A 13,572-nucleotide genomic window follows, 5' to 3' on the forward strand; every position below is an offset into this window, starting at 1 on the left:
ATGCACAGACATACACAGATCCGTCAATTAACATTTATTTTTTCGTCAAAAATGGCTTTTTTGAGTGCTATATCCTCTTTTTTTGATATTCGGAAGGGAGCTGACCAAATTCTTCCTTGAAGCATTGACGGAAATAAATGGAACTGTTGATGCCTACCATCAAAGACACTTCAGTGATGTTGTATTGGCCTGTGCGGAGCAGTTGAGCCGCCTTTTGAATCCTTACTTTTCGCACCAACTGGTTAATGTTTTTTCCGGTAATGCCTTTGAGTTTTCGATAAAGTGTAGACTGGCTCATGTTCATTTTTTCAGCAAGAGTGGCCGTATCAAGCACTTCGTCCTGTATGCCTTCTTCAACCAGCGCTACAAACTCTTTTACGAAGGCATTTTCCCTCCACAACTCAGTATTTACCGGCACTTCTGTGGTTCCCTGCTTTACCCGAGTGGAGAGTTGTCCGAGTAATTCGTTATAGATGGTCTTGCGTTTTGTCAACAGGTTTTCAATACGGTTGTGAAGCAGTTTCGGACTTATCGGCTTAGTTAAGTAAGAATCGACACCCAGTTCATATCCCCGCCCCATATCTAACTCATTGTCTCTGGCGGTTAAAAGTATAATTGGGATATGGCTGGTTTCCCGCTCACATTTTAAGGCTTCAAGCATAGCGAATCCGTCCATATCAGGCATCGTCAGATCGCTAAGAATAATATCTGGGATGCGGCTTTTGGCAAGTTCAAGTCCCTGCAGCCCATTTTCGGCTGTAACCAGTTCATATTTTGCACCAAGTACTGAAGAAAGGTACTCCCGAAGATCGTTATCGTCTTCCACCAGTAAGAGCAATTGACGCTGATCATCCGGCGGTAACTGTATATCAAGTGCTGCTGGTTGAAGATCTGGCCTTGTGGGAGTTACAGAGGGTAGAACTGTATTGGTGACCAGGCGAACAGAAAACTCACTTCCCTTGCCCAGTTCACTTTTGACGTAAATTTTTCCGTGATGAATTGCAGCCAGTTCCTTGGCCAAAGCCAAACCAATACCAGAGCCATGGCTTACAGATTTTGGCACCTGATAAAATTTATCAAATATCCTGCTTAAGTGCTCTGGGGCAATACCGCATCCTGTATCTTTTACCGTAATTAAAGCGCAGGTGCTTAATTTATCCTTCTCATAACTTAAAACAACATCTATATTGCCTTTTGAGGTAAACTTGCAGGCATTCGATAATAAATTATCCAGAATCAACTGCACAATCTCTGCATCAAAGGTCGTTTTGATATCCTCCTGCAAGATAGTATAGCCAATATTCACTGATTTATTATGGTTTACCTCTTTATATTTAAGTACAATTTCTGAGAGCAGTTCACCCAAATAGGCTTCTCCCAACACCAATGGCTTATACTGGGATTCGACTTTGCGGAATTCGAGTAACTGATTGACCATTGAAAATAACCTGTTTGCATTTTTCTGAATAATAAAGACCCAATCTTTATGTTTTGAAGATAACTTTTCTTCAGCAAGCAAATCTTCTAAAGGACCAAGGATTAGCGTTAGTGGTGTCCGCAGTTCATGGGTGATGTTGGTATAAAAATTCATCCTTTCCCTGTGGAGCTGTCCATCCTGTTCAAGCTGAAGCTTTTTAACGCGGAGCTGGCCTTCTGCATTTATTTTTTTGACATAGAAAAATAAAATAGTGAAAACCGTAGCGGCAATGAGCAAAAAATAAGTGACTAGCGCAAGTGTGCTTAGATAAAACGGCGGGGAGATGTTGATGAAAAGACGTTCATAATCTTCAGACCACTGATCGTTTTTCTGACGGGTGCGGATGAGAAGCTCATATTTCCCGTATGGGATATTTCGAAAATCGAGATTCTTTTCACCCCCTAAAAATATCCAGTTTTTGTCCAGCCCATTTAGTTTGTAGCTAAATTCAACGAGCTCATTTACGGCGTAATCCATCACAGCGAGCTCTATACGAAAACTATTTTCTTCATGCTTCAGGTTTATCTGCTGGGTAAGGCTTGGGTATTTTTCAGATTGTGCATGGTTTTCTCCAGTATTGAATACCATAAAGCGGCTGATCCGTATTGGGGATTCTGGCAGGCTCAATGGGATCTGGTCTGGATTAAAATAACAGATGCCTGCAGGCATTCCAAAAAATAGCCATCCCCTCCTATCCAGCGCAACACTATTATTGGTAAAGCCACCTAGCGGCAAACCAAAGGCCTGATCGTAACTTAGCATGCGTTTTTCTTCTGGCAGATACCTTAGCAAACCTAATCTGGTGGAGCACCAAATGTTGCCATTAAGATCCTGGGCTACGGCATTTACGGTTAACCAGGCATCGGATTCGGGAAAAACAATGTTTTCAAGATTTCCCATTTCCCGATTTGCACTCTGGAGTGCCAGACCTTCATTTGTAGCGATCCAGATATTATTGCTCCGGTCACGAAAGAGATAGTTGATGGTATTGCTGCCAATCCCTTGTCCTTTGGCAATTTTTTTAATCAGTTTTCTATTACGATCGAAAATGTAAAGGCCCTGACCATAAGTACCTACCCAAAGATTCCCATGGCTGTCCTCCACTAAGGTGCGGGGGGCATAATCACCAAGCATAGGTGTTCTGGTAGCTATTTTAAAGAAAGTATTGTGGCCGGGATCATGAACAAATACGCCCTCCTCTGCAGCGAAACAAATATTCCCCTGTGAATCTTCCATGATCGCTCTAACAGCAGACATCTTTTCACCGGCATTTATCTTCTTCCAGGTATTGTTTTTTGCATCAAGGAAGGATACACCTCCTTTTTGCAGGCCAAACCACTTGTTTTTTTTACTATCCTGAAAAGCAGAAAGCAGAAAATCATCTCCCAGCCCACTGTTCGCTGTAGTTGTTTTGGTAATTTTTTTCTCAGCATTTATCTGCAAAATCCCATCTCCAGCCGTAGCCAGCCACATGCTGCTGCCCGCATCATTCAATATCCCGGTTACCGTAGCTGGCCTGTTTGCCCCAGGATTAATATTTTTAGTGGGCAAAACGGAAAAAAATGGTTCCAGGTGACCCAAAAAAGCGATACCTCCACTATAAATCCCTAACCAAACATTGCCGAAACGGTCACGGTCAATGCTCTGTACTGAAGCATTATTACCCCTCTCCAGATCAGTTGCCGTAATTGCTCCGGTATGCCGGATATCCCCAGAATTACTATATTGAGGTTTCATGATAAATACTTGAGATCCAGCAGTACCGATCCAGATTACCCCATTGATTTCTTTGATAGCGTGCACAAAAGGTTCATCGCCATTTTTTGATTGGGCGGCAAGGCTGATTTTTTGTATGCTTTTTGATAAAGGGTGGTAAACTGCCAGTCCTTTTCTGGTTCCTATCCAGATATTGTTTTTACTATCACAAAACAGCGATCTGACCTCATTATCTGGCAACAGGCCTTTTGTACTTTCGCTAGTAAGCAGCTTTACGTCTTTATTTTTTGGATTTAAAATAGAAATGCCCTTATTCACATGGCCAATGTAGAGGAGGCCATTGTGATCTTCTGCAAGTGCCCAAATGCTGTTTTCGGCCAGCGCAGGTATATTTGATTTATTGAACCGTTCAAATTTCTTACTTACGGGATCGAAACGCTGTACGCCACGATGATAAGTGGCAAGCCATATTTTATCATTTTTAGCTTGGATGATATCGGTAATATCATTGGTGGCAATGGAGTTCTTGTCTTTTGGATCATGTAAATGATATGAAAACCTATTGGTTTTCATATCAAGAATATTTAAACCGCTTGCCCGCGTACCGATGTAAAGCTGGTCATTATTGTAATAAAGGGTATTGATCTCGTTACTGTTTACCGAAAATCCATCTGCTTTTTCAGATTTGTAGTATTGCTTAAAAGAATTACTGGCAAAGCGGTTTAATCCCTGTTCCGTAGCAATCCATACATAGCCATATTTATCATGCGTCAGATCAATAACCTGTTGACTAGACAAGCCTTCTTGTAGTGACAGATACCGCGTTTTTCCGCCTTGTCCGAATGCTGGTAGGATGAAACAAAAAACGACTAAAAACAGCATTAACCTCATTATCTATTTATTAATGGTAAGGGAATTAATTTCAGAAAGTTTAAGACAAATTATTTAGTTTAATCCGAACAGTCTGTTTACATGGCATTTTTTGAATGGCCAAAAATTGAATTGCAGCAACCTACCTGGAAAAAGCTCGAACTAAACACACAAAGAGAAATGATAGCAAAGGAAGCTTCAATTACAATAAACATGGTGGTAAATATTTGGTGACCTGCCTCAAATGAACAATAAAAGCCTCTAATTCATATTATCTGGTTAGTTTGAGAAACACTTGCAACAGGCTCAAATATATCAATTTTTTATAAATGTCATAACAACGTTTATCTTATCGCACAAATGAAATTGATCAAGAGATCTACCAAAGAGGCTCCTCAAATACAAAAGCAATATAGACGACTATAGCAAGGTTAAATACCAATCATAGGGAGGCCTACGAAATACTAAATAAGCAACTGGACTTATTACAGATATAAAATCTATCTTTCAGAAATTTGACACACTGGAAAAGTGAGAACTTATAGATCTGTTATTAGACTCGAATCTATACTATGACGAAGCCAATACCGCTTAACTAGCTTAAAATCAAACAATTAAGCATTACGATTATAAACAAAAAAGGGAGAATTTTTCAATTCTCCCTTCAGGTGCACTTGTAGGGATTCGAACCCCAAACCTTCTCATCCGTAGTGAGATGCTCTATCCAATTGAGCTACAAATGCGTTTCCGTATCGTTAACGGACTGCAAAGGTATAATTTGATATTTTAATTTCCAATTAAATTTTAAAAAAATCTAAAAATAATTCTTTGCAGAATAAGCCTTATGCGCTTAATGCGTCATTAATTGCTTTAAAATCAGGCAAATCATGGGCATCTTCTAAAACTTCTGCATAAGCTATTTTCCCCTCTTCATCGATCACAAAAGCCGCTCTTTTAGAAACTCCTTTCAATCCAAACACAAATTCATCATAAAAAGCACCGTAAGCTGCTGACACTTCTTTGTTAAAATCAGACAATAAAGGGAACTGGTAACTTTGTACTTCTTTAAACTTAGCCAAAGAGAACGGAGAATCAACTGAAATGCCGATTACCTGTGCATTTATTCCTTCATAATAACTAAAATTATCACGCATGGTGCATAATTGTTCGGTACACGTTCCGGTAAAAGCCATCGGGAAAAAGTGAATAATTACTTTTTTGCCTTTGAAACCAGAAAGCGAAATTTCTGTCAAATCAGAAGTATATAATTTAAAATCAGGGGCGGTATCGCCAACTTGTAATGCCATTATGTATTTTTTTATGGGTTAAATATATTAATTGGTTCAGTAGTTCATTGGCTATTAGTTTATTAGTATTGTATCCTCCCAATAAAATAATGACCGGTGAACTAATTATATTTTTTCATCTGTTGGTCTAAAATTACCAATCCCTCTTCAAAACTATGCGGACGGTAATCTAAATCTCTAATCGTCTTATCCAAAACAAAACCTGTTCTAATTGGTCGTTTAGCCGTTTGGTTTAAACTTGCAGAACTTATTTCATTAATAAAAGATTGATCAAGGCCCCAATAATCGGCAACTTTTCGCACTAAATCTGCAATACTCATGTAATCTTTACCCGATACATGGTAAATTCCTTTTGCATTTTTTTCTACAGCCAACAAGCAGGCTTCAGCTAAATCCTCGGCCAAAGTGGGCATACGCCATTGATCGTTAACTACATTAATAGGCGATGATTTTTCCAATGCCTCTTTGGCCCACAACACGATATTGCTCCGGCTCATATCACTGGTTATCCCATACACCAATATTGTTCTTAAGATTGTCCAGTTTGCCTTTGAGTTCTTCAACAGCGCTTCAGCCAGTACTTTCGATTCGCCATAATAGCTTACCGGATTAACTGCATCTTCTTCTTTATATGGCCCATCGGCACCATCAAAAACAAAATCTGTACTTAAATAAATAAGTTGAATGCTTTTTTCTTCACATATCGAGATCAGGTTTTGGACTGCATCTACATTTAATTGACGACAGAGCACTTTATTGGCTTCACAAGTATCAACATTGGTCATTGCTGCAGTGTGCACAATAGCATCAGGGCTGTACATTTCGATAACTTCCCTAACCTGAAAAGCATTTAAAATATCCATTTCTGCATATCCATACCCATCCTTTACCGGATAGCGATTTGCTCCTTTAGAAGTGGCAACAAGCTTTACCCTGCCTTCGGCGAGAATTTTTTCAGTTAATTTCTGCCCCAAAAGACCGTTGCTACCTGTTGTTAAAATGGTTTTCATAAGCCTTATTTATGGCGCTAAATTATCTATAAAAACCATGTTGAAAAAATTTATAATATATATTTAAAATTAAGTAAGAAAAACTTAACTTTGCCAACCGAATTGGAGCCCCTATAAACAGCTTTAATTCATTGACTGTAATAAATTTACTCACAACAGATATGCCTAACTTAGGAAAAATAGCACAAATTATCGGCCCTGTGGTTGACGTTAGCTTTGCTAATGATGCCCATCTACCTAAAATTTTTGATGCGTTAGAGATAACGAAAGAAAATGGACAAAAAATTGTTTTAGAAGTTCAACAGCACTTAGGTGAAGATCGTGTACGCGCAATCTCGATGGACTCTACAGACGGTTTAGTTCGTGGAATGGACGTAGTTGACACTGGTGCTGCGATTAAAATGCCAGTTGGCGACCAAATTAAAGGTCGTTTATTTAATGTAGTTGGTGAAGCGATTGACGGTATCAACACAGTTGATAAAACTGATGGTCGTCCTATCCACGCTACTCCTCCTAAGTTCGAAGATTTATCAACTGAAACCGAGGTACTTTTTACAGGTATTAAAGTTATCGATTTATTAGAGCCATATGCAAAAGGTGGTAAAATCGGTTTATTCGGTGGTGCTGGTGTAGGTAAAACCGTATTAATTATGGAGTTGGTAAATAACATCGCTAAAGCTTATGCTGGTTTATCAGTATTCGCAGGTGTTGGTGAGCGTACTCGTGAGGGTAACGATTTACTTCGTGAGTTTATCGAGTCAGGTGTAATCAACTATGGTGACGAATTCTTACACTCAATGGAAAAAGGTGGATGGGATCTGAAAGCTGTTGATACTGAAAAATTAAAAGAATCTAAAGCAACATTGGTTTTCGGTCAAATGAACGAGCCTCCTGGTGCACGTGCACGTGTAGCATTATCAGGATTAACTGTTGCAGAATATTTCCGTGATGGTGATGGCGAAGGCGCTGGAAAAGACATCCTTTTCTTCGTTGATAACATCTTCCGTTTTACGCAGGCAGGTTCTGAGGTATCGGCTTTATTAGGTCGTATGCCATCAGCTGTAGGTTACCAACCAACATTGGCAACTGAGATGGGTTTAATGCAAGAGCGTATTACTTCAACAAAACGTGGATCAATTACATCAGTACAAGCGGTATATGTACCAGCGGATGATTTAACTGACCCGGCTCCGGCAACAACTTTTGCCCACTTAGATGCTACTACAGTACTTTCGCGTAAAATTGCTGAGCTAGGTATTTATCCTGCGGTAGATCCATTAGATTCTACTTCACGTATCCTTTCTCCTGCGGTTTTAGGTGACGAGCATTATAATACTGCACAACGTGTTAAAGAAACTTTACAACGTTACAAAGAATTACAAGATATCATCGCGATCTTAGGTATGGACGAATTATCTGAAGAAGATAAATTAGTGGTATCAAGAGCTCGTCGTGTTCAACGTTTCTTATCTCAACCTTTCCACGTAGCTGAGCAATTTACTGGCTTAAAAGGTGTATTGGTTGACATTAAAGACACCATCAAAGGATTTAACATGATCATGGATGGTGAAGTTGATGAGTATCCTGAAGCTGCATTTAACTTGGTTGGTAGCATTGAAGATGCGATCGAAAAAGGTAAAAAATTATTAGCAGAAGCGAACTAAGAGACGTGAGACACTAGATATGAGATGTGAGAGAGACCTTTGTCTCATATCTCATATCTCATATCTCAAATCTATTCAAAATGAATTTAGAAATATTAACTCCAGATAAAAAAGTTTTCGAAGGTGAAGTAACAGCAGTTACGGTTCCTGGTACTTTAGGCTCTTTCCAGATTTTAAAAGACCATGCCCCTATCATCTCTACTTTAGAAGATGGAGAAGTTATTATAAAAGCAAACAAAGCTGATGAGCAACGCTTTTTTATTAAAGGCGGTGTAGTAGAAGCTATTCACAACAAAATTGTGGTTTTAGCTGAAGGCGTCGCTTAAGCAAAATAATTAACCCATTTAGAAAGCCTCCCGATTTAAAAATCAGGGAGGCTTTTTATTTTATGTTATTGTTTAACAAAATCACAAACCGCCGCAGTAAATTCCTTATTCTTTTCATAATAAAGCATGTGCGAACCATCTATCTGCATTACTTTTTGATTGGGGAATTGATAATTTTTATAATAATCCGGGCCAACCCCATGATCATCCTTACCCGTTATAATCAAGGCCGGTGTTTTAATCTCACTGGTAAGTAAAGCATAATCTTTAAAATATTCTGGATACTTCTGCACCTTTCTACTATCCATCAAAGGCATAAAAAGTGTCATTCCGAAATCTGATGTACGTTTATAGGAATCTTCGATGCTGTCCATTTTGATAATGGTATTTACATCATTAGCAATATATTTATATCCAAGATGCACTGCGCTTAACTTTTTCCTAACCAGCGTCGCTTTATTCATTAATTTTTTAAAATCTGTTTCATTTATAGTGGTATCCTTTTTTAGTAACAGGTATCCATATTCAATTTGTTGTTTCACCTGGTTTGGATTCATGAAATGGGCTATTGTATTCGCCATGATGATGCCAGATAAATGTCCGGGATATTTCAGCGCATAATTTATGGCCAGGATACCACCAAATGAATGACTAAGTAAGTACACTTTTTCTACACCCAATTTTAACCGCAGTTCTTCAACGTCTTGAACGACCCGGTCTAAACTATAATTTTTTGCATTTTGCGAATGACCAGATCCTCTTTGATCCAGATAAACCATCGTTAAACATTTCTCCAGGTTAGCCCCACCCATTTTTTCAAAGGAAAGAAAATCCTGACCAGGGCCTCCATGCAAGTAGATACAAACAGGGCCTTTGCCTGCTACCTTAACAGATAACTTTACTGTATCAGAAGTTAAAATGGTCTGGTTCCCCATTTTGAGATGGGAGGTTGAATCTAACGGGGAACAACCACTAAATAATCCGATTAAAAGAATCGAAAGGTAAATTGTTTTCATAGGAATAGTTTCTAATATTAAATTACATAACTATTTCCAATAAAAAATCAAAGGAGTTTAATAATACCTTAATATCCACAAAGAAACCATCAATAATGCTTCGCATTTTAACGTCAAAATATAGCCTGAATTTTCAATTTTACATAACCTTTAACTCATTTTAGGCAGAAAAATAGAAAATTTATAATGCAAGCATAACAAACATACCGTATACCGTTTTGATATTTGGTCTACGGCTATCGGCATTAAATAACTAATCCAACTCCGATTAAGAATAATATTCTGAATATTAATAAATTTACAGAATAATATTCTTATTTAACTTTTTTCTGATTTCTCTTGCATATTAATGAACCAAAAACTAAATTGGTTTTTATAAACAATAAGATAATAATGAGTATTCAGAACAACATATTTTCTACCTCTTCTACTGCAAAAGCAGCTGGCAATGTAGTGTTGTTACCTGTCATTTTATTTAACCTCCTACTCCTAAATATTTTATGGGGTAACAAGCGGACGCAGTTTAAATAGATTTTAAAAAACTAAATATACCTAAAGCGTCCCGATACAAACGGGACGCTTTTTTTAAATAACAAAAGACAGTATTATGAACCGCCCATGATAAATAGTCAAAATAAAAATGGAATGTTTATTTATCATGATAAGCTCCATCTGACGGTTAAAAAAACAATAAGAATAAACAGATGAAATACTATAATTCTAATACGATTATTTACCTTGATGGACAGTTCGAAAAGGCTGTAAATAGCAGCACTGACCTTTACGGGCAGTCGCTACACTACGGCTATGCTGCTTTCGAGGGTATTAGAGCCTATAAAACGCACAACGGCAACCGCATTTTCAAAGCTGCAGCCCATTTCGATCGCTTAGAGCGTTCTTGCCAGTTGGCAAACATTCCTTTTCCCTGGGATAAACAAGAACTAATTGCAGCAACCTATAAATTACTTCAGTTGAACAAACTGAAAGATGCTTATATCCGCCCCTTGGTATTTTGCCACCCAAACATGAAATTAAACGAGCCTAGTGGGGTTTCGATCTTAATCTGTGCCTGGGAATGGGATGCATATTCTGGCAACAAATTGTTAAAATTAACCGTTTCTGATTATGAAAGACCAAACCCAAAATCGATTCCAATGGAGGCGAAATTGAGTGGAAACTATGTTAATTCTATTTTAGCTACTACAGCGGCAAATATTAAAGGTTATGACGAAGCTTTACTTTTAGATATGCACGGTTTTGTTGCCGAGGCATCTGGAGCGAACATCTTTCTTGAAAAAGACGGAAAACTGTTTACACCATCTTTAGGAAATATTTTACCAGGTATTACACGTGCAACCGTAAAAGAACTTTGCACCGTCCTGGATATAGAATGCATTGAGAAAAAATTAACCACAGAAGATCTTAAAAATGCCGACAGCGCTTTCTTATGCGGAACAGCAACTGAAATAGCAGGTATAGCATCAATTGATGATATTGTATATCGCCCATTGTGGAGAGAATCTCTTGGTTATACCATACAACGGGCTTATAAAAACCTGGTACTGGAAAAAGTGAATTATGAGGTGATTATATAGTCCGAAGTAAGGAAAAACGAATTAAAGAGAAAAGCAAAGTAAAAGCAAAACAGATGACTGAAGAAATCAATCAACAGTTCCCGAAAGCCTACCCGCAGATTAATGGTGCAACAAAAGCATCAGGATTTGACATGGCTTCTGATGTGTTGACCTGCTCTTTGCTCAGAACACTTGCTGCTACCAAACCTTCAGGTAAATTTCTGGAGCTTGGAACTGGTACAGGCTTGTCTACTTCATGGATTTTAGATGGTTTAGATCAAGAAAGTACACTAACTTCGATAGATAACGACGCTAAATTTTTAGCCATTGCCCAAACGTTTCTTGGCGGTGACAATCGTTTAACATTGATTGATACCGATGGCGCCGAATGGATTGAAAAGAATAAAGACAAAAAGTTCGATTATATTTTTGCTGATACATGGCATGGGAAATACCTGCTTTTAGATGAAGCTTTATCTATGCTTAATAGCGGCGGACTTTACATCATTGATGATATGCTGCCACAATCGAATTGGCCTGATGGTCACCAGGATAAAGCTATAAAATTGATCAAAGATTTAGAATCCCGTGATGATCTGCACTTAACCAAGCAGGTTTGGGCAACAGGAATCGTAATCGGAGTAAAAAAATAAATAATATTAAAATAGTTCTTTTCTTTTTTTAAATAGTTAGTATGTTTGTGATTCATCAAAGACATGAATATAAACACAAACATTATTAGCAACCTAATTATTGTCATTTCTCAAAAGAGAGGTGGAAATCGTTGCGTATAATATAAAAAATATACCATATCGAAACCGCCTCCCACAAGAGGCGGTTTTTTTTTGCCTCAAAAAGAAATAATTGAAATACAACAGAATACATACAATTTAAACAATGAGCGAATTAAACAAGTACAGTAAAACATTTACACAAGACCCTACACAACCGGCAGCGCAAGCTATGCTTTACGGAATCGGATTAACTGATGCTGATATGGCTAAAGCACAGGTCGGTATTGCAAGTATGGGTTACGATGGTAACACCTGCAATATGCACCTTAACGATCTTGCAAAAGATGTGAAAAAAGGGGTCTGGAATAATGATTTAGTGGGCTTGGTTTTTAATACCATTGGCGTAAGTGATGGGATGAGCAACGGTACAGATGGTATGCGTTACTCATTGGTAAGCCGCGATGTAATTGCCGATAGTATTGAAACCATTTGCGGTGGTCAATATTATGATGGAATTATCTCTATCCCTGGCTGCGATAAAAACATGCCTGGTGCGATTATGGCCATGGCACGCTTAGATCGCCCTTCAATTATGGTTTATGGTGGTACGATTGCTCCTGGCCATTACAAAGGCGAAGAATTGAACATCGTTTCAGCTTTCGAGGCTTTGGGGCAGAAAATATGTGGCAACCTTTCTGAGGAGGACTATCAGGGCATCATAAAACATACCTGCCCTGGTGCAGGTGCTTGCGGAGGGATGTATACTGCAAACACAATGGCATCAGCAATTGAGGCTTTAGGTATGAGTTTGCCTTATTCATCTTCAAACCCAGCAATCAGCGAGGAGAAAAAACAAGAATGTTTAGATGCGGGTAAATACATCAAAATTTTATTAGAGAAAGATATCAAACCATCTGATATCATGACGAGAAAAGCATTCGAAAATGCCATTCGTTCTATTATCATTTTAGGTGGCAGTACGAATGCAGTATTACATTTTATTGCAATGGGTAAAGCTATCGGTATCGAAATCACCCAGGATGATTTCCAACGCATGAGCGATGTAACACCAGTACTTGCCGATTTCAAACCTAGTGGAAAATACTTAATGCAGGATTTACATCAATATGGAGGTATCCCGGCAGTATTGAAATATTTATTGAATGAGGGTTTATTACATGGCGATTGCCTAACCGTAACCGGAAAAACTGTAGCTGAGAATTTGGCTGACGTAAAATCGATCATGGATTATGATCAAAAAATCATTCAGAAACTAAGTGAGCCAATTAAAGCAACAGGTCACTTACAGATTCTTTACGGAAACCTGGCAGAAAAAGGTTCTGTTGCAAAAATAAGCGGTAAAGAAGGTGAGAAATTTGAGGGGCCTGCACGTGTATTCGACGGCGAACACGATTTAATCGCCGGAATTTCAAGCGGGCGTGTTCAACCTGGTGATGTAATCGTAATTAAAAATTCTGGTCCGGTAGGCGCGCCAGGTATGCCAGAAATGTTAAAACCAACCTCAGCAATTATTGGTGCTGGTTTAGGCAAATCAGTGGCTTTGATTACCGACGGACGTTTCTCTGGCGGTACACATGGTTTTGTGGTTGGTCACATTACACCTGAATCTTACAAGGGTGGCTTAATCGGCTTGGTAGAAGATGAAGACCGGATTCTGATTGATGCGGTAAACAACATCATTAGCTTACAAGTAAGTGATGAAGTGATTGCCGAGCGTAGAAAAAACTATGTACAACCAGCATTAAAAGTAACAAAAGGTGTTTTATATAAATATGCTAAAACAGTTTCAGACGCAGCGAGTGGTTGTGTAACTGACGAATATTAAAATCAAAAAATCATCCCCAGATTAATTGATTA

9 protein-coding genes and 1 tRNA gene are annotated in these 13,572 nt (G+C 38.4%); 5 read left to right on the plus strand and 5 right to left on the minus strand.

Translation table 11 applies throughout. The features are described from left to right. Positions 1 to 67 precede the first annotated feature (67 nt). The 4 genes from ASU31_RS08755 to ASU31_RS08770 all read right to left on the minus strand — a co-directional run bounded on the left by ASU31_RS08755 (position 68) and on the right by ASU31_RS08770 (position 6,380). Positions 68 to 4,075 (minus strand): hybrid sensor histidine kinase/response regulator transcription factor, encoded by a 4,008-nt coding sequence (locus ASU31_RS08755; RefSeq protein WP_167346168.1) that lies wholly within the window; start codon positions 4,073 to 4,075, stop codon positions 68 to 70. Positions 4,076 to 4,732: 657 nt separating this feature from the next. Next, positions 4,733 to 4,806 (minus strand) — tRNA-Arg (locus tag ASU31_RS08760). A 99-nt stretch (positions 4,807 to 4,905) separates the two neighbouring features. After that, a complete protein-coding gene (locus tag ASU31_RS08765) occupies positions 4,906 to 5,370 on the minus strand; it encodes a redoxin domain-containing protein (RefSeq protein ID WP_057931979.1) in 465 nt (154 codons plus the stop codon). A gap of 101 nt (positions 5,371 to 5,471) precedes the next feature. Continuing rightward, entirely contained in the window at positions 5,472 to 6,380 is a 909-nt protein-coding gene (locus ASU31_RS08770) for an SDR family oxidoreductase (RefSeq protein ID WP_057931980.1), read from the minus strand. A gap of 161 nt (positions 6,381 to 6,541) precedes the next feature. On the opposite strand from ASU31_RS08770, the gene atpD reads away from it, so the two are divergent. Both atpD and atpC read left to right on the plus strand, forming a co-directional pair. Continuing rightward, the gene (gene atpD, locus ASU31_RS08775; RefSeq protein WP_029276465.1) at positions 6,542 to 8,044 is read left to right on the plus strand and encodes a F0F1 ATP synthase subunit beta; all 1,503 of its coding nucleotides are present in this window, start codon (positions 6,542 to 6,544) and stop codon (positions 8,042 to 8,044) included. A gap of 80 nt (positions 8,045 to 8,124) precedes the next feature. Further along, entirely contained in the window at positions 8,125 to 8,370 is a 246-nt protein-coding gene (gene atpC / locus ASU31_RS08780; protein ID WP_029276466.1) for an ATP synthase F1 subunit epsilon, read from the plus strand. Between the two features lie 65 nt (positions 8,371 to 8,435). On the opposite strand, the gene ASU31_RS08785 is transcribed toward atpC, so the two are convergent. Then, entirely contained in the window at positions 8,436 to 9,386 is a 951-nt protein-coding gene (locus ASU31_RS08785) for an alpha/beta fold hydrolase (RefSeq protein ID WP_057931981.1), read from the minus strand. Between the two features lie 704 nt (positions 9,387 to 10,090). Here ASU31_RS08785 and ilvE point away from each other — a divergent pair. The 3 genes from ilvE (at position 10,091) to ilvD (ending at position 13,540) form a co-directional block, all read left to right on the plus strand. Next, on the plus strand, positions 10,091 to 10,981 hold the full coding sequence (gene ilvE / locus ASU31_RS08790; RefSeq protein ID WP_057931982.1) for a branched-chain-amino-acid transaminase: 891 nt from the start codon (positions 10,091 to 10,093) through the stop codon (positions 10,979 to 10,981). 53 nt (positions 10,982 to 11,034) lie between these two features. Then, positions 11,035 to 11,613 carry an O-methyltransferase gene (locus ASU31_RS08795; protein ID WP_057931983.1) on the plus strand — a complete coding sequence of 193 codons (579 nt, stop codon included), beginning with the start codon at positions 11,035 to 11,037 and terminating at the stop codon, positions 11,611 to 11,613. Between the two features lie 244 nt (positions 11,614 to 11,857). Next, complete coding sequence (gene ilvD / locus ASU31_RS08800; RefSeq protein ID WP_057931984.1) at positions 11,858 to 13,540, plus strand: dihydroxy-acid dehydratase; 1,683 nt, start codon at positions 11,858 to 11,860, stop codon at positions 13,538 to 13,540. Positions 13,541 to 13,572: the final 32 nt, after the last annotated feature.

Origin of the sequence: Pedobacter ginsenosidimutans, from assembly GCF_001442625.1 — a bacterium.
Classification (GTDB): domain Bacteria; phylum Bacteroidota; class Bacteroidia; order Sphingobacteriales; family Sphingobacteriaceae; genus Pedobacter; species Pedobacter ginsenosidimutans.

Excerpts from the sequence above, each read along its gene's own strand:
- atpD (WP_029276465.1), top strand. The coding sequence starts at position 6,542 with ATGCCTAACTTAGGAAAAATAGCACAAATTATCGGCCCTGTGGTTGAC.
- ASU31_RS08770 (WP_057931980.1), bottom strand. The coding sequence starts at position 6,380 with ATGAAAACCATTTTAACAACAGGTAGCAACGGTCTTTTGGGGCAGAAA.
- ASU31_RS08785 (WP_057931981.1), bottom strand. The coding sequence starts at position 9,386 with ATGAAAACAATTTACCTTTCGATTCTTTTAATCGGATTATTTAGTGGT.
- ASU31_RS08765 (WP_057931979.1), bottom strand. The coding sequence starts at position 5,370 with ATGGCATTACAAGTTGGCGATACCGCCCCTGATTTTAAATTATATACT.
- ASU31_RS08795 (WP_057931983.1), top strand. The coding sequence starts at position 11,035 with ATGACTGAAGAAATCAATCAACAGTTCCCGAAAGCCTACCCGCAGATT.
- ASU31_RS08755 (WP_167346168.1), bottom strand. The coding sequence starts at position 4,075 with ATGCTGTTTTTAGTCGTTTTTTGTTTCATCCTACCAGCATTCGGACAA.
- ilvD (WP_057931984.1), top strand. The coding sequence starts at position 11,858 with ATGAGCGAATTAAACAAGTACAGTAAAACATTTACACAAGACCCTACA.
- ilvE (WP_057931982.1), top strand. The coding sequence starts at position 10,091 with ATGAAATACTATAATTCTAATACGATTATTTACCTTGATGGACAGTTC.
- atpC (WP_029276466.1), top strand. The coding sequence starts at position 8,125 with ATGAATTTAGAAATATTAACTCCAGATAAAAAAGTTTTCGAAGGTGAA.